At 49.8% G+C, this 17,249-nt stretch carries 11 protein-coding genes; all 11 read left to right on the plus strand.

Annotation, left to right across the window (positions count from 1 at the left end):
- Positions 1-280 precede the first annotated feature (280 nt).
- The 11 genes from NST62_RS01475 (at position 281) to icmF (ending at position 17,078) form a co-directional block, all read left to right on the plus strand.
- Complete coding sequence (locus NST62_RS01475; protein ID WP_141602150.1) at positions 281-1,453, plus strand: acyl-CoA dehydrogenase family protein; 1,173 nt, start codon at positions 281-283, stop codon at positions 1,451-1,453.
- A gap of 295 nt (positions 1,454-1,748) precedes the next feature.
- Complete coding sequence (locus tag NST62_RS01480) at positions 1,749-2,738, plus strand: iron ABC transporter permease (protein WP_141602151.1); 990 nt, start codon at positions 1,749-1,751, stop codon at positions 2,736-2,738.
- A 14-nt stretch (positions 2,739-2,752) separates the two neighbouring features.
- The gene (locus NST62_RS01485; RefSeq protein ID WP_328219796.1) at positions 2,753-4,219 is read left to right on the plus strand and encodes an adenosylcobinamide amidohydrolase; all 1,467 of its coding nucleotides are present in this window, start codon (positions 2,753-2,755) and stop codon (positions 4,217-4,219) included.
- Positions 4,216-4,776, plus strand: coding sequence for a cob(I)yrinic acid a,c-diamide adenosyltransferase (locus NST62_RS01490; RefSeq protein ID WP_141602153.1), 561 nt, complete (start codon positions 4,216-4,218; stop codon positions 4,774-4,776). The genes NST62_RS01485 and NST62_RS01490 overlap by 4 nt, the downstream gene beginning before the upstream one ends.
- Before the next feature lie 283 nt (positions 4,777-5,059).
- Positions 5,060-7,216, plus strand: a complete 2,157-nt coding sequence (locus NST62_RS01495; protein ID WP_342463054.1) for a (Fe-S)-binding protein — start codon at positions 5,060-5,062, stop codon at positions 7,214-7,216.
- A gap of 1,073 nt (positions 7,217-8,289) precedes the next feature.
- Complete coding sequence (locus NST62_RS01500; protein WP_141602155.1) at positions 8,290-9,477, plus strand: acetyl-CoA C-acetyltransferase; 1,188 nt, start codon at positions 8,290-8,292, stop codon at positions 9,475-9,477.
- 25 nt (positions 9,478-9,502) lie between these two features.
- Positions 9,503-10,357: a 3-hydroxybutyryl-CoA dehydrogenase gene (locus NST62_RS01505; protein ID WP_141602156.1), complete on the plus strand. Its 855-nt coding sequence runs from the start codon at positions 9,503-9,505 to the stop codon at positions 10,355-10,357.
- 12 nt (positions 10,358-10,369) lie between these two features.
- A complete protein-coding gene (locus NST62_RS01510; protein WP_342463055.1) occupies positions 10,370-11,500 on the plus strand; it encodes an acyl-CoA dehydrogenase in 1,131 nt (376 codons plus the stop codon).
- A 93-nt stretch (positions 11,501-11,593) separates the two neighbouring features.
- Entirely contained in the window at positions 11,594-12,733 is a 1,140-nt protein-coding gene (locus tag NST62_RS01515) for an acyl-CoA dehydrogenase (protein ID WP_141602158.1), read from the plus strand.
- A 3-nt stretch (positions 12,734-12,736) separates the two neighbouring features.
- Positions 12,737-13,375, plus strand: a complete 639-nt coding sequence (locus NST62_RS01520) for a TetR/AcrR family transcriptional regulator (protein ID WP_141602159.1) — start codon at positions 12,737-12,739, stop codon at positions 13,373-13,375.
- Between the two features lie 451 nt (positions 13,376-13,826).
- Entirely contained in the window at positions 13,827-17,078 is a 3,252-nt protein-coding gene (icmF, locus tag NST62_RS01525; protein WP_328216101.1) for a fused isobutyryl-CoA mutase/GTPase IcmF, read from the plus strand.
- The last annotated feature ends 171 nt before the right edge of the window (positions 17,079-17,249 follow it).

Genomic DNA, 17,249 nt, shown 5'->3' on the forward strand with positions numbered 1-17,249 from the left:
GGATCACTCAAGCGCCCGAGAAAGTATTTCAAATGCCCGAGAGGAAATTCCAAGCGCCCGAGAAAGCAGTGTAAATGCCCAAGTGGATTACTCAAGTACCCAAGGAAACAGCTAAATTCCCAAGTAGATTACTCAAGCGGCATCAAAAATATAAATCTTACTAAAATACTATGTTTTATCTATTGACGCGGAAAGTTGTAGAAAAGTAGAATGGAATAAAGATTCGTTATTTCGGAAAAATAAATCATCCTTTTCCTATTGAAAGGCAGGTAAACGTCCGGTGAAGGAACTATTCATCAAAACAGAAAAGCAGAGGGAATGGCTGGAAAAATTAAAGGCTTTGGAACAGCCCCTGAAGGAACATGCGCAGGAAAACGATGAACAATCCCTTTTTCCCCATGCCCACATCCAAAAACTGCGGGAAATCGGCTATACGAAAATCACGTTGCCCAAGGAGCATGGCGGCGAAGGGTTGGACATTTATGATGCGGTTTTATTCCAGGAAACGTTGGGAAGCTATGATGGCAGCACGGCTCTTTCCATCGGCTGGACTTTGTCGACGGTAGGGGATTTGTTTGAATCAAAGAGCTGGCCGCAAGAAAAATTGGAGCAATTTGCAAAAGAGGTGGCGAACGGGGCCATCATCAACAAAGTGGCCAGCGAAGTGGTGACCGGAAGCCCGATCCGCGGGGGACGGCCGGCGACGACCGCAGTGAAAAAGGGAAACAAATGGGTCATCAATGGGCACAAATCCTATGCCACATGTTCCCCGGAATTGGACTATTTTATCATCACCGCCTGGATTCCGGAGCTTGAGAAGGTCGGCAATTTCTTGATTCACAAGGATACAGAAGGCTTCTCCATCAAAGAAGCGTGGGACGTCGTTGCGATGAAAGCGACCGGCAGCCATGATTTAATATTGGACAATGTGGAAGTGGATGAATCGGCGCTGGTGGAAATTCCGGAGTATAAAACCGGATTTAAATTGAATGGCTGGCTCTTGATCATTCCTGCGACTTATCTGGGAGTCGCCCAGGCGGCCCGCGATTATGCGGTGGAATTCGCCAACCGCCATTCGCCGAACAGCATCGAAGGAACGATAGCCCAATTGCCGAACGTCCAAACATTGATTGGAGAAATCGATTTGCTGTTGACGCAGGCCCGTTTTGCCATCTACGGAGCGGCACAAGGCTACATCGATTTGAGAAACAAAGGGGAACTGGAGGCAAAAGCCGAATTGATCGTCAATGCGGTCAATATCGCAAAATATACGGTCATCAACAACGCCATCAATGTGGTGGATAAAGCGATGCGGGTGGTGGGCATCAAAAGCTTGCAGCGCAACAATCCGCTTCAGCGCTATTACCGCGATGTGAGGGCAGGCCTCCATAATCCGCCGATGGATGACTTGACCATCAAAAAATTGGCGGAATATGCGCTCAAACAATCATAAAATGACCTGGATCATGGTTCCAAAAAAATGGATAGAATGAAACGTCCTCCTTTTGAAGGATGGAGGGCGTTTTTTATGCTTCTTTTCTCTTTTTTCTCTTTCGTTCTATCATTTGTTTGAGAATCCGCTATAATAAAAAATATTGATAATTACGAAACAATGAAAGATTCAAATTCTGTTGTTTTTTCTCGAAGAATACGGGAGTTTTTTATTTTTTCCCATTCATCATTTTGATTTTATTTGGAGGAAGTATGGAAACGTTTGATACATATCTCGAATGGGCAGAGGATGCGGGATGAAGAAAAAGTTGTTGCTTGCTTACGGTTCCTCTATTTTTCTATTGATGGCCAGCATGTGGCTGGCGGTTTCGATGGGTTCCGTGGATGTCCCATTTTCCGCCATCTGGGATCAGGAAGGAAATCCGAGAGCCTATAGCATCTTATGGAATATCCGCATGCCGCGCGCGGTTCTTGCGGGGCTTGTCGGGGCTGCCCTTGCCATCGCGGGGGCGGCATTCCAGGGGCTGTTGAGGAATCCGTTGGCGGATCCGTATACGATCGGCGTGTCGTCCGGCGCTTCCGTGGGGGCGATTTCCACCATATTTTTCGGCATTTCCTTGCCGGTTCTCGGCCCGTATACGCTGGCCGTTTTCGGCATCATCGGCGCATTTCTCACGCTGCTCATCGTCCTTGTCTTTGCGCGCCTTGTGGATAAATCCATGAAAATGGAGACCCTCATATTGACAGGGGTCATCTTCAGCTCGTTTTTAGGGTCCTGCATTTCGCTGTTGACGGCCCTTTCCCATGAAGAGCTGAAGGCCGTTGTGGGCTGGCTTCTTGGAAGCGTGGCGATGCGCGGCTGGTCCTATGTGAATATCCTCGTTCCTTTTCTCGTTATCGGATTTTTCATTCTTTGGCTGAACCGGAGAGAATTGAACGTCATGATGTACGGGGACGAGCGGGCGGCTTCCCTGGGGGTGGATGTCGTCCGGCGCAGATATGCCATCCTGGTTGGCGGATCCGTGCTGACGGGCGCCGCCGTGAGCGTTTCGGGAACGATCGGGTTTGTCGGACTGGTGGTACCGCATATCACGAGGATGATTTGGGGAGCGGATCACCGCCATTTGCTGCCGCTTTCATTTTTAAACGGAGCGAGCTTATTGATCGTTTGCGATTTGGTATCCCGCACGATCGTGGCGCCGCAGGAACTGCCGATCGGCGTGGTGACCGCGTTTGTCGGCGCGCCGGTATTTGCTTATATCTTCTTTAAACAGCGACGGAAGTAAAGGGGGTGATGCGCGTGCTGAAGGTGGAACATATTTCGGGCGGCTATCAACAAACCCCGATCATTCATGATATTTCCTTTGAAGTCCAGAAAGGGGAGTTCCTCGGCATTTTGGGTCCGAACGGATGCGGGAAATCCACGTTGATCAAAATGATCAGCGGGATTATAAAACCGTCTTCGGGAAGGGTTTTCATCGACGGGACGCCGATCGAAAAGCTTTCCAAGCGTCAGTTGGCGAAGAAGATGACCGTGCTGCCGCAAATCCAGAACAACGCTTTTCCGGCGACGGTTCGGGAAACGGTGGAAATCGGCCGCTATCCGCACCAGACCGGGTTCTTCTCCAGCTGTTCGGAAGAAGATGAAAAAGCGGTCATCAAGGCGATGGAACTCACGGATGTATTGAAATATCAGGACACCAATGTGGAATTTTTGTCCGGCGGGGAAAGGCAGCGGGTATTCATTGCCCAGGCGCTGGCCCAATCTTCGGAGCTGCTGATATTGGACGAGCCTACCAACCATCTTGATATTGCCCATCAAAAACAAATTTTGGATATGATCCGCCGGGAAGTGACGGAGCACGGGCTCACCGTCGTGGCGGTCTTCCATGACATCAATCTGGCTTCCCTGTACTGCGACCATTTGCTGTTGATGGAGGCGGGCAGGATGAAAGCCTACGGAGAGCCCCATGAAGTCATTATTGAGCAGCAGCTGATGGAAGTGTACGAAGCGCGCATCTCCACCCAGGCCCATCCGGAGCAGCCGAAGCCGCAAATGGCCATTTTGCCGGATTTTGAGGATGAGAAAAAGGAAAAAACGGTTTCTTTATCCAATATACAAATGGGTGCGGATTATGTCGCCTTCATCGCGGACTTCCCATTGAAAGTGCTGTCTTCGGCCGTGCACAATGCCGGGCTTGGATGGTACAGGACGTTCATCAACCGCACCGTCCCGCCGGAGTATGATATCGAGAATGTGCAAACGGAATTTATGCAATATATTATGAATAACGGCTTTTCACCGACGAATACGGTAGGCATGATGACGGCGGTGGATACGAAAAAGGCGGTCATGAAGGAGTATCCGGCTTCATTCGGCAGCCTCATCGTCATTGTCACGGCGGGAATCGGCGGGGCGGTCGATGTTTCCCGCGCCTATCAACAGACCGTATTCCAGCCCATCGGCACCATCAACACCTGGGTCATCATCAACGGAAAGTTGTCCGATGAAGCCTTCGTGCAGGGGATGATGACGGCGACGGAAGCCAAATCGAAAGCCTTGCAGACCGAAAACGTCATGGATAAATGGTCCAATACCATCGCCACGGGAACGCCGACGGACAGCCTGCTCGTGGCTGCCACGCAGCACGGCAAGTACATGCAATACGCCGGTCCGATCACGGAAGTCGGAAAAATGATAGGCAAAGGGGTTTATGAAGCGACGGTGGAAGCCATCCGAATTTATAAAAGGGAGATGGAGCAATGAAAATTTATACAAAAACAGGGGACAAAGGTAAAACAAGTCTGATCGGGGGACGGGTGCCGAAAGACCATCTGCGGGTGGAAGCGTACGGCACGATCGACGAATTGAATGCCTTTATCGGAAAGGCCGCGTCGGAATTGGATCCGGCCAAATTCCAGGACATCCTCAAAGACCTCGAAACGATCCAGCATGAGCTGTTCGACTGCGGCGGCGATTTGGCCAACGTGATGAAAGAACGGAAATATAAATTGCAGGAAGCTTCCATCGAAGCGTTGGAGAAGCGGATTGACGCGCTTTCCGAAGAATTGCCGCCATTGAAGCGCTTTATTCTGCCGGGGGGAGCTCCCGCAGCGGCGACCCTTCATATCGCGCGGACCGTGACAAGACGCGCGGAACGCCAAGTGGTGAAATTGATGAATTCGGAAGAAGATGTGCCGGCGGTCGTCCAAAAATATTTGAACCGGCTGTCGGATTATTTCTTTGTGGCCGCACGGGCCGTCAATTTCCGGCTGAACGTGAAAGATGTGGAATATATCCGCAGCGGCGATGTATTCAGATAAATATGGAGATTGGAAAATCCGGGCAATGCTCTTAAAAATGCCCGGATTTTGATTTTTTGAAAAAAGATTTTCCCTATTGTTTCAGGATATTTTGTCAATCATAAAAATTTACTATTTGTCATAGATACAAAATATAGTATCATATTTCAAAGAACGAAATTTTTAGAAATTTTCGAATAGTTGTTGACTGAATGCTCATTCATAATTAAAATGAAGGGTAAAGACAGAAAATGTAAAGCGGTTCCATTTACAAAAGGACCAAATATTTCAGGGGGGAGTAGAAATGAATTTTCAGCTGGTGAACGGAATACTGTTCGCAGCAGTGGTTTTATACGCCGTTTATCTCTTTCTTTATTCAGTGGTTACAAGATTGCAATATATCAAGCTCGGAAAAGAGGAGAAACTGGATCTGACCTTCAAAGACCGGTTTGAGAACTTTTGGGTCAATGTCGTTGGCCAAAAGAAATTGCTGAAAGACCGGAAGAGCGGACTGATGCACCTCGTTTTATTCTATGCGTTCTTTATTATTCAGCTGGGACTCATTGAATTGATCATCAAAGCGTTTGTTCCGGGCTATACTTTTCCTCTGGGGAAAAACCATGAATTCTTTACATTCATCCAGGAATGGACCATGTTTTTGATGCTATGTGCGCTCATTTATGCGGCTTACCGCCGTTACGGGGAAAAGCTTGAGCGCCTGCAATGGAAGCGCGACCAAAAGGCGGCTTTCGTGTATATCGCGCTGATTACGCTGTGCGTTTCCCTTTTCTTGGCATTAGGGTTTGAAACGGTGGCGCTCGGGGATGAACCGGACTTCATCATGGCGCCGTTTTCCGGCTTCGTGGCCCTCGTGTTTGGCGGTTTGAACCCGGATGTGGCGAATGTGCTCTTTTATGTATTCTGGTGGGTACATATGCTTGCCGTATTCACATTCCTGGTATTTGTGCCTCAATCCAAGCAGTTCCACGAAGTCTTTGTGACAATCGGGCTTTTCTTCAAAAGGGCGAAGAAGGCCGGACGCCTGCGCAAAATCGACTTTGACGATGAAGAGGCCGAATCCTTCGGGGTTGGGAAAATTGAAGATTTCACCCGTATTCAATTAATGGATTTATATTCCTGCGTGGAATGCGGCCGCTGTACAAACATGTGTCCGGCAACAGGCACAGGAAAAATGCTTTCGCCGATGGATTTGATGATCAAACTGCGCGACCATTTGACGTATACGGGAGCGGTGGTGACGAAGAGAAAGCCTTGGGTGCCCGGCTTTGTCTGGAACAAAACGAAAGGAAACCAATTGGCCATGGCGGCGGGCGCTGAAGGGGCGGTCATCGAGGACATTTATTCTCCTTCATTGATCGGCGATGTCATCACGGAAGAGGAAATCTGGGCATGTACAACATGCCGCAACTGTGAAGACCAATGCCCGGTCATGAATGAACATGTCCATAAAATCATCGACCTCCGCCGTTATTTGACGATGACGGAAGGACGCATCAACCCGGATGCGCAGCGGGCGTTGAACAATATCGAACGCCAAGGAAATCCATGGGGTCTGAACCGCAAAGAGAGGGAAAACTGGCGCGATTTGGATCCGGCCGTGCATATTCCGACAGTGAAAGAAGCGGCGAAATCCGAAGAAGGCTTCGAGTACCTGTTCTGGGTAGGTTCCATGGGTTCATACGACAGCCGTTCCCAAAAAATCGCAATGTCCTTCGCGCGTTTGTTGAATGCGGCAGGCGTGAAGTTCGCGATTTTGGGAAATAAAGAGAAAAACTCCGGCGATACGCCAAGACGCCTTGGAAACGAGTTCCTGTTCCAGGAGCTGGCGGAAGGCAACATCAAAGAATTCGAGAAATACGGCGTGAAGAAGATTGTGACGATCGACCCGCACGCTTACAACATCTTCAAAAACGAATACAAAGATTTCGGATGGGAAGGGGAAGTGTACCACCATACCGAACTCTTGCACAAGCTCATTGAAGAAGGAAAATTGACATTGAACTATCCGGTGAATGAAACGATCGTTTTCCACGATTCCTGCTACTTGGGCCGCTACAACAATGTGTATGACGCGCCTCGGGAAATCTTGAAAGCCATCCCTGGCGTGAAGCTGGTGGAAATGGAGCGCAACCGCGAAACGGCGATGTGCTGCGGTGCGGGCGGCGGATTGATGTGGATGGAAGACCGTGTCGGAAACCGCATCAACGTGGCGCGTACGGAACAGGCGCTTGCGACGAACGCATCCGTGATTTCTACCGGCTGTCCATACTGCTTGACGATGCTCACGGACGGTACGAAAGCGAAGGAAGTGGAAGACCAAATCAAGACATATGATGTATGTGAATTGTTGGAACGCTCCGTCTTCGGGGAAAAAGTGAAGGAAGAAGCGGCGGAAGAAACGGCTGTTCCGGAAGAAGAAGCGGCAGTGGAAACGCAATAAAGATGGATGGATTGGCGCCGGGGAAAAGGATCGGCTCCGGCATTTCCAATGACATTGATGCCGATGGGATGGAAAAGGGCGAATGGAAGCATTCGCCCTTTTCTTATGTTTTTGGAGGGTGTGGGGAAAGGGGCTGCAATACTTGGGGGGATGGGGTCGTATCTTGGGCAGATAGGATTATATCATGGGCAGATAATAATTGATCTTGGGCGGAAGGGGTTGCATCTAGGGCAGATGGGATTTTACCTTGGGCGAGATAGATTTGCATTTCGGGCAGAAGGGAATTCAACTTGGGCGGATGGGGTCGTATCTTGGGCAGATAGGATTGTATCATGGGCAGATAATAATTGATCTTGGGCGGATAGGTCGTATTTTGGGCAGATGGGATTTTACCTTGGGCGGATAGATTTGCATTTCGGGCAGAAGGGAATTCAACTTGGGGGGATGGGGTCGTATCTTGGGCAGATAGGATTGTATCATGGGCAGATAATAATTGATCTTGGGCGGATAGGTCGTATTTTGGGCAGATGGGATTTTACCTTGGGCGGATAGATTTGCTTCTCGGGCAGATGTGGATCCATCCCGGGCGGAAAGTACAGCATCATGGGCAGATGGAATTGCATCATGGGCAGAAAGGGAACCCAGATAGAATTGCATCTCGGGCGGATGGGAATCCATCATGGCAGGAAAAGATAGCATTCATGGGCGGAAAGGATGGCATCATGGACAGATGAGTATTAATCTTGTGAGGAAAGAATTGCATCTTGTACAGAAAAACCTGCCAAAATATGCGGTGCTTTTCATTCATTTTCATTTTTATGAAAAATGTAGTACCCCAAAAATAGGAAATTTATATTAAAATATTAAATTGTTTGAAAAATACAAAAAATAGAATTGCTAATCTTCTATACTTTCTGTAAAATATTATAACAGGAGGCAAAAAAGGAGTTTTTTGAACTCCGTTTTTTCTTTTACTATCGCCGAACGAGCGTTCAGTCGTTTTACCGCTCGATTTTGTTAAAAATTTCTATTTCATTGATTTTTTAGGCACGTTCGAAAAAGGGGTGGAGTGTTTGAAAACAGTCATTTTAGATGGGGCAAGAACACCTTTCGGAAAATTTGGAGGCGCTTTATCGTCTCTCTCGGCATCGGATCTTGGAGGCGTTGCCATCAAAGAAGCGCTGAAAAGGGCGGATGTTCGACCGGATCAAGTGGATGAAGTGATCATGGGAACGGTCCTTCAGGCCGGGCAGGGGCAAATCCCTTCCCGGCAGGCGGCTCACAAAGCGGGTATTCCCTGGTCCGTCAAAACGGAAACCATCAACAAAGTATGCGCTTCGGGATTGAGAAGCGTTACGCTTGCAGACCAATTGATCCGGCTGGGAGAAGAGGAAGTCATCGTTGCCGGCGGTATGGAATCGATGTCCAATGCTCCCTATTACTTGATGAAAGGCCGATGGGGCTTGCGGATGGGGGATTCATCACTGATTGACGGCATGATTTACGATGGTTTATCTTGTTCGTTCCATCCGGATAATGTGCATATGGGAACATATGGGAATGCGATAGCGAAAGAATTCAACATTACCCGGGAAGAGCAGGATGCCTGGTCCCTTCGAAGCCATCAAAGGGCCATTCGGGCGATCGAAGAAGGGAAGCTGGCGGAAGAAATTGTGCCGGTGGAAGTGAAAACCCGGAAAGAAACAATCATCGTGAAGGAAGATGAAGCGCCCCGCAGAGATACATCTTTGGAAGCGCTAGCAAAATTGAAACCGGCCTTTGACAAGGACGGCACGATTACGGCAGGAAATGCGCCGGGCGTAAACGACGGAGCCTGCGCGCTTGTATTGATGAGCGAAAAACGGGCGCGGGAGGAAGGGCGCACGCCACTGGCTTACGTGCTCGCCCATGCGGAAGTGGCGGTCGAACCGCAAAACTTCCCGCAGACGCCGGGCATCGTAATCAATGAAATTCTGAAGAAAACCGGCAAAACGATTGATGACATCGACCTGATCGAAATCAATGAAGCCTTTGCGGCTGTGGCTCTTGTAAGCAACCAGATTGCCGGACTCGATCCGGAAAAAGTGAATGTCAATGGGGGAGCGGTTGCCCTCGGGCATCCGATCGGAGCTTCCGGAGCAAGAATCGTTCTGACCCTTTGCTATGAATTGAAGCGCCGCGGCGGAGGAATCGGCATTGCGGCCATTTGCTCGGGAGGCGGCCAGGGTGATGCCATCATGGTCGAAGTGCCAAAAAATTAATTACACAATAAATGGGGGAAAGGAAATGGCAATTCAAAAAGTAATGGTTGTCGGCGCCGGACAAATGGGTTCCGGCATTGCACAAGTTTGCGCTGCAGCAGGATTTGAAGTAAAACTGAACGATATTAAAGAAGAATTTTTCCAAAGAGGTCTTGCGACAATTACGAAAAACTTGTCCCGCGATGTGGAAAAGGGGCGCAAAACAGAGGAAGAGAAAGAAGCGATTTTAAACCGCATCACCAAATCCTTGAGCCTGGAAGATGCCCATGACGTGGATATCGTCATCGAAGCGGCCGTTGAAAATATGGAAGTGAAGCAATCCATTTTTAAACAACTGGATGAAATCGCGCCGGCGCATGCCATTCTCGCAACGAATACGTCTTCCCTTCCGATTACGGAAATTGCCGCTGTGACAAAACGGCCTGAAAAAGTGATCGGCATGCACTTCATGAACCCGGTGCCTGTGATGAAACTCGTGGAAATCATCCGCGGCCTTGCGACGGAAGATGAAGTATATAAAGCGGTTGAACAAATGGCGGTCGATCTTGGCAAAACGCCGGTGGAAGTAAACGACTTCCCTGGATTCGTATCCAACCGTGTCCTTCTTCCGATGATCAACGAAGCGATTTATGCATTGTATGAAGGAGTGGCTTCCAAAGAAGCGATCGACACGGTCATGAAATTGGGCATGAATCATCCGATGGGGCCGCTGCAACTCGCGGATTTCATCGGACTCGATACATGCTTGTACATCATGGAAGTATTGCATGAAGGATTGGGAGATGACAAATATCGTCCGTGTCCACTGCTAAGAAAATATGTGGCGGCCGGATGGCTCGGCAAGAAAACAGGCCGCGGCTTCTACACATATGAAGATTAAGGAGTGGAGCGGATGAACCTGAATTTCACCGAAGAGCAAGTCATGATGCGGGACATGGTGAGGGAATTTGCGCAGAACGAAATTGCGCCTTTCGTTGAAAGAATGGAAGCCGGCGAGTTTCCGAGGCCTATTTTAAACAAAATGGCGGAGCTCGGGCTCATGGGCATTACCGTGCCGGAACAATACGGCGGTTCCGGAATGGATTTCACATCCTACATCATCGCCATCAACGAACTCTCCAAGGTGAGCGCGGTGATCGGCGTCATCCTGTCCGTGCATACTTCCGTCGGCACCAACCCGATTCTATATTTCGGAACGGAAGAACAAAAACGGAAATATGTTCCGAAGCTGGCGAAAGGGGAGTATTTGGGCGCCTTTTGCCTGACGGAACCATCCGCGGGAAGCGACGCGGCTTCCCTGAAATCCAGAGCGGAGAAAAAGGGAGACAAATACATCATCAATGGCTCCAAAATCTTCATCACCAATGGCGGCGAAGCGGACGTTTATATCGTCTTTGCCAAAACGGATCCGGAAAAAGGTTCCCGCGGGGTGACGGCATTCATTGTAGAGAAAGATACGCCGGGCCTCATCATCGGGAAAAATGAAGAAAAAATGGGACTGCACGGCTCAAAAACGGTGGAGCTGAGCTTTGAAAACATGGAAGTGCCGGCGGAAAACCGCCTCGGCGAAGAAGGGGAAGGCTTCAAAATCGCGATGGCCAACCTGGACGTGGGGCGCATCGGCATTGCATCCCAGGCCCTCGGCATTGCGGAGGCGGCTTTGGATGCGGCGGTAAAGTATGCCAATGAGCGCCATCAGTTTGGAAAACCGATCATTGCCAACCAAGGAATCGCCTTCAAGCTGGCGGACATGGCAACGGCGGTGGAAGCGGCAAGGCTGCTTGTGTACCGGGCGGCGGACCTGCGCACAAGGGGGTTTCCTTGCAGCAAGGAAGCGTCGATGGCGAAGCTGTTTGCATCCCAGACGGCAAGGGAAGTGGCCATCGAAGCGGTGCAGGTGTTCGGCGGATACGGCTACACGAAAGATTATCCGGTGGAACGCTACTTCCGCGACGCCAAGATCACGGAAATCTACGAAGGCACAAGCGAAATCCAGCGCATCGTCATCAGCAAACACTTATAAGGGCGCCTGGCGTTCCCGAAGCGCCGGCACCTTTTGAAGCGGCCGGCGCCCGGCGGGACAGCGCCCGATTGAATAAATGAAGGAGGACTTGCAATGAATTTCCAACTATCGGATGAACATCAACAATTGCGGGAAATGGTAAGAGATTTTGCACTGAACGAAGTAGCTCCAACAGCAAAGGAACGCGACGAACAAGCGCGTTTTGACCGGGAGATCTGGGACAAAATGGCGGAACTCGGCCTGACGGGCATTCCATGGCCGGAAGAATACGGAGGAGCAGGATTCGACTACCTGGCATATGTGATTGCGGTGGAAGAATTATCCCGGGTATGCGCATCCACGGGGGTAACCCTTTCCGCGCACACATCCCTCGCAGGCTGGCCTGTATATAAATTCGGTACGGAAGAACAAAAACAAAAATACCTTCGCCCGATGGCGGAAGGAAAGAAAATCGGCGCCTACTGCCTGACTGAACCGGGTTCAGGAAGCGACGCCGGCGGCATGAGAACGACGGCCGTCCTTGACGGGGACGAATATGTCATCAACGGTTCCAAAATCTTCATCACCAACGGCGGCATCGCCGATGTCTACATCGTCTTTGCGTTGACAAATCCGGAAGCAAGAACAAGAGGGGTAAGCGCATTTATCGTCGAACCAAGCTTCCCGGGCTTCCAAGTCGGCAAAAAAGAAGACAAAATGGGAATCCGTTCATCGCCTACAGCGGAAATCATCTTTGACAACTGCCGCGTGCCGAAAGAAAACTTGCTGGGCGAAGAAGGGCAAGGCTTCAAAATCGCCATGCAAACATTGGACGGCGGACGCAACGGAATTGCGGCCCAGGCGGTCGGAATCGCCCAAGGTGCGTTGGATGCAGCGGTAGAATATGCAAAAGAACGCGAGCAATTCGGAAAACCGATCATCGCAAACCAGGGAATCTCTTTCAAACTGGCGGATATGGCTACAGCTGTAGAAGCATCCAGACTACTTACTTATCAGGCAGCTTGGCTTGAATCCAATGGCTTGCCATACGGAAAAGCAAGCGCAATGGCAAAACTGATGGCGGGAGATACAGCGATGAAAGTGACAACAGAAGCTGTGCAGGTCTTTGGCGGATACGGCTACACGAAAGAGTATCCGGTGGAACGCTTCATGCGCGACGCAAAAATCACGCAAATCTATGAAGGAACGCAAGAGATCCAAAGACTTGTAATCTCTCGCATGTTGGCAAAATAACCTATGGGCGACAAGAAGAAAATTGTCGTACAAACGTCCGTCAAAGATGAGAGCCTGATTGAATTAAGGCGCCAGCAAATCATCGAAGCGGGCGTCAAGCTGTTCAAAGAAAAAGGCTTTCATCGGGCGACGACGAGAGAAATTGCCAAAGCTGCTGGATTCAGTATCGGAACATTATACGAATACATCCGCACCAAGGAAGACGTGCTCTATCTGGTATGTGACCACATTTACAACAAAGTGACCGAATGTTTATCGGAGATTTCCACGAAAAAAGGGACCATCGAAGAATTGGAAAAGGCCATCCGGCAATATTTCCTTTTGATCGACCGCATGGTGGACGAATTCACCGTCATGTACCAGGAAACGAAGTCCTTGCCGAAGCAGGCGATGCAATACGTATTATCCAAAGAGCTGGAGATGGTTTCCCTGTTCGAAAAAATCCTCCACAACTGCGTGAAGTCCGGGGAAATCAGTCTGACGGACCGGGAAATCTACCTGGCCGCGAACCATCTCGTTGTCCAGGGCCAAAGCTGGGCATTCCGGAAATGGGCATTCCACAAGAAATATACCATCGAAGACTTTATTGAAACGCAAATAAAATTATTTTTCTCAGGGATTCTTCATTTTCAGGAAAAATAAAATTGGACACCGCTCGCTGCAAACGGCCTCTCCGTTTGCAAAGCGGTGTTTTATCACCTGCATTCATTCAAAGGGGAAAATGGGAGTTTCTTAGACGGCTGTGTTCCATTTGCACATATAAAGATAGATTTTTGCGAGATTTTCAGAAAAAATTTTGTAAGAGTTTTCATAGTTTTCGTCCATGTTTCATAGATAAATAGAGCGGGTAAAAATTTTTTTGATAAAGTTTTAAGATTTTTCAAAAAATTGGGAGAGCGAATCAAATTGCTGACCGCAAGAGAAACTTTCCGGATCCAACCGGTTACAGGATTTCGGGAATTTCCATACGCTAATACGAAAATTTCTATCCGTTTTTCAAAATTTGGCTTTGGGGGATTATGTTCACATTTCAACGAAAGGGGTTTGACATATGGTTCAAGTTCGAACAGAGGCAAATCAATCGGCAGCAGAAATGAAACGACCGGATACAGAAGTATATCGTCCGAAAAACCATGTCCGTTTCGTGACGGCATCCAGCCTTTTCGACGGCCACGACGTATCGGTGAACATCATCCGCAGACTTCTTCAGGCAAGCGGCGCGGAGGTCATTCACCTCGGGCACAACCGCTCCGTGGAAGAAGTGGTGAATGCGGCGATTCAGGAAGATGTGCAAGCGGTCGCTGTGTCCTCCTACCAGGGCGGACATATGGAATATTTCAAGTACATGTATGATTTGCTGAAAGAAAAAGGGGCGCCCCACATCAAAATCTACGGGGGCGGAGGCGGCGTGATCCTGCCGCGGGAAATCAAGGAGCTTCACGACTACGGCATCGCCGGCATTTTCTCGCCGGAAGACGGCATGCGCCTGGGCCTTCAGGGCATGATCAACGTCAAACTCAAAGGGGCGGACTTCTCCACATTAAGAGGAAACTACCTGGAGCTCTTTGAAAAATTGTCGCCGGAACGGCCGGAAATCTTGGCGAATCTGATCACAGCCGCGGAAATCGGCGGCGACCCTGAAATCGACGAAATGCTGAAACGCGCGCGCCAAAGTTCGAAAGGCACGCCGGTTGTCGGCATCACAGGCACGGGGGGAGCCGGAAAATCTTCCTTGACGGATGAACTTGTCCGCAGATTCTTGCGGGAATTCCCGGACAAACGGATTGCCATCATTTCCGTCGATCCGACGAAGCAAAAAACGGGAGGGGCATTGCTTGGCGACCGCATCCGCATGAATGCCATTTTCGACAAGCGGGTGTACATGCGAAGCCTGGCGACGCGCGGTTCCCGTTCGGAGCTTTCCGCGGCGATCGGCGACATCCTCGATGTGGTGAAAGCGGCCGGATTCGACCTGATCTTCGTGGAAACGAGCGGCATCGGCCAAGGGGATGCGGAAATCACAAAATACACGGATCTTTCCATGTACGTGATGACGAGCGAGTTCGGAGCGCCGACGCAGCTGGAAAAAATCGATATGATCGATTTCGCGGACTTGATCGCCATCAACAAATTCGAGCGCAAAGGATCCGAAGACGCCCTTCGCCAGGTGCAGAAGCAATATCAGCGCTCCCACGGATTATGGGACAAAAAATTGGATGACATGCCGGTTTACGGCACAATCGCCAGCCAATTCAACGACAAAGGAACAAACGCCTTGTTTGCGGCCCTTGTCAAGAAAATCAACGAAAAATTCGGCTACAATTGGAAAACATCCTATGAAATCGTGTCCAAAACGGAGAAGCAGGATGTCATCATTCCGAATGACCGCCGGTTCTATCTGAGGGAAATCGTGGAAACGGTGCGCAATTACCATAAAAAAGCCGAACAGCAATCGGAACTTGCGACAAGGCTCTACCAAATCGAAGGCACCATCAAAGAGCTGAAAGCGAAGAATCCGGATGAAGCCCTCATCAAATCCCTTGAAACGTTGGCGGAAGGCATCAAAAATGAATTGACGCCTGAGTCCAAACGGATTTTGGAAAACTGGGAGAAATTGAAGGAGGCCTACTCCAAAGATGAAATGGTGACAAAGGTGCGCGACAAAGAAATCCGCACATTGCTCTCGACGACTTCTCTATCCGGAACGAAAATTCCGAAAGTGGCCTTGCCGAAGTTCAAAGACTACGGCGAAATTTTGCGCTGGGTTTACAAAGAAAATGTGCCGGGTTCCTTCCCGTACACGGCGGGCGTGTTCCCGTTCAAACGCCAGGGAGAAGATCCGAAACGCCAATTCGCGGGAGAAGGGACGCCGGAACGCACAAACAAACGGTTCCATTATCTATGCAAAGACGATCCGGCAAAACGTTTATCCACGGCATTCGATTCCGTGACATTGTACGGGGAAGATCCGGATGAGCGTCCGGACATTTTCGGAAAAATCGGCGAATCCGGCGTGAGCGTCTGCACGCTGGACGATATGAAAAAGCTGTTTGACGGCTTCGATTTATGCGATCCATCCACTTCCGTATCCATGACGATCAACGGTCCGGCTCCGATCATCCTGGCGATGTTTTTGAATACGGCCATCGACCAGCAAGTGAAGAAGAAAGAGAAAGAATTGGGACGCATCTTGACGGTGGATGAGTTCACGGAAGTGAAAGAAAAAACATTGCAGGTGGTGCGCGGAACGGTACAGGCGGATATCCTGAAAGAAGACCAGGGCCAAAACACGTGCATCTTCTCGACGGAATTTGCGCTGCGCATGATGGGGGATATCCAGGAATACTTCATCAAACATAAAATGCGCAACTACTATTCCGTATCCATCTCCGGCTACCATATCGCGGAAGCGGGAGCGAACCCGATCACCCAATTGGCGTTCACGCTGGCGAACGGCTTCACATATGTGGAATACTATTTGAGCCGGGGCATGCACATCGACGATTTCGCTCCTAACTTATCGTTCTTCTTCTCCAACGGCCTCGATCCGGAATATACGGTGATCGGCCGGGTGGCGCGCCGCATCTGGGCGATTGTGATGCGCGACAAGTACGGCGCGAACGAACGCAGCCAAAAGCTCAAATACCACGTCCAAACATCCGGACGCAGCCTGCACGCGCAGGAAATCGATTTCAACGACATCCGCACAACGCTGCAAGCATTGATGGCGCTGCAGGACAACTGCAACTCATTGCACACGAACGCCTACGATGAAGCCATCACGACGCCGACGGAGGAATCGGTGAGAAGGGCGATGGCCATCCAGCTGATCATAACGAAAGAACATGGCTTATCCAAAAACGAAAACCCGTTGCAGGGTTCCTTCATCATTGAAGAATTGACGGATCTTGTGGAACAAAAAGTGCTGGAGGAATTTGAGCGAATCAATGACCGGGGCGGCGTGCTCGGCGCGATGGAAACGCAGTATCAGCGCGGCAAAATCCAGGAAGAGTCCATGTACTATGAACAATTGAAACATTCCGGCGAACTGCCGATCATCGGCGTCAATACGTATCTCAACCCGAACGCGTCCATCGAAGAGATCGACAAGCTGCCGGTTGCCCGCGCATCCAGGGAGGAGAAAGAACAGCAAATCCGCAATTTGCGAGCATTCCAGGAACGCCATAAAGACAAATCCCAGCAGGCGCTCAAACGGCTCCAGGAAGTGGCCCTGTCCGGCGGCAACATCTTTGAAGAATTGATGGAGACGGTCAAAGTGGCAAGCCTTGGCCAAATCACGAAAGCGTTGTACGAAGTGGGCGGCCAATACCGCAGAAATATGTAATCGAAGTGGGATTTTTTGCAAAACCGAAAAAAATCGGTACAATATTTAATATACATCCCGTAATATATTCCTTTTTCTTGGCCGATGAAGGGAGAGGGGAATGCCCGGAGTTCTTGGGCTCCGGACGTTGCCTCTCCTTCATGCTTATACATACATTGAGGAATTATAGAA

Origin of the sequence: Ureibacillus sp. FSL K6-8385, from assembly GCF_038593155.1 — a bacterium.
In the GTDB taxonomy this organism is placed as follows: Bacteria; Bacillota; Bacilli; order Bacillales_A; family Planococcaceae; genus Ureibacillus; species Ureibacillus terrenus.

Excerpts from the sequence above, each read along its gene's own strand:
- NST62_RS01480 (WP_141602151.1), top strand. The coding sequence starts at position 1,749 with ATGAAGAAAAAGTTGTTGCTTGCTTACGGTTCCTCTATTTTTCTATTG.
- NST62_RS01490 (WP_141602153.1), top strand. The coding sequence starts at position 4,216 with ATGAAAATTTATACAAAAACAGGGGACAAAGGTAAAACAAGTCTGATC.
- NST62_RS01495 (WP_342463054.1), top strand. The coding sequence starts at position 5,060 with ATGAATTTTCAGCTGGTGAACGGAATACTGTTCGCAGCAGTGGTTTTA.
- NST62_RS01505 (WP_141602156.1), top strand. The coding sequence starts at position 9,503 with ATGGCAATTCAAAAAGTAATGGTTGTCGGCGCCGGACAAATGGGTTCC.
- NST62_RS01510 (WP_342463055.1), top strand. The coding sequence starts at position 10,370 with ATGAACCTGAATTTCACCGAAGAGCAAGTCATGATGCGGGACATGGTG.
- NST62_RS01515 (WP_141602158.1), top strand. The coding sequence starts at position 11,594 with ATGAATTTCCAACTATCGGATGAACATCAACAATTGCGGGAAATGGTA.
- NST62_RS01520 (WP_141602159.1), top strand. The coding sequence starts at position 12,737 with ATGGGCGACAAGAAGAAAATTGTCGTACAAACGTCCGTCAAAGATGAG.
- icmF (WP_328216101.1), top strand. The coding sequence starts at position 13,827 with ATGAAACGACCGGATACAGAAGTATATCGTCCGAAAAACCATGTCCGT.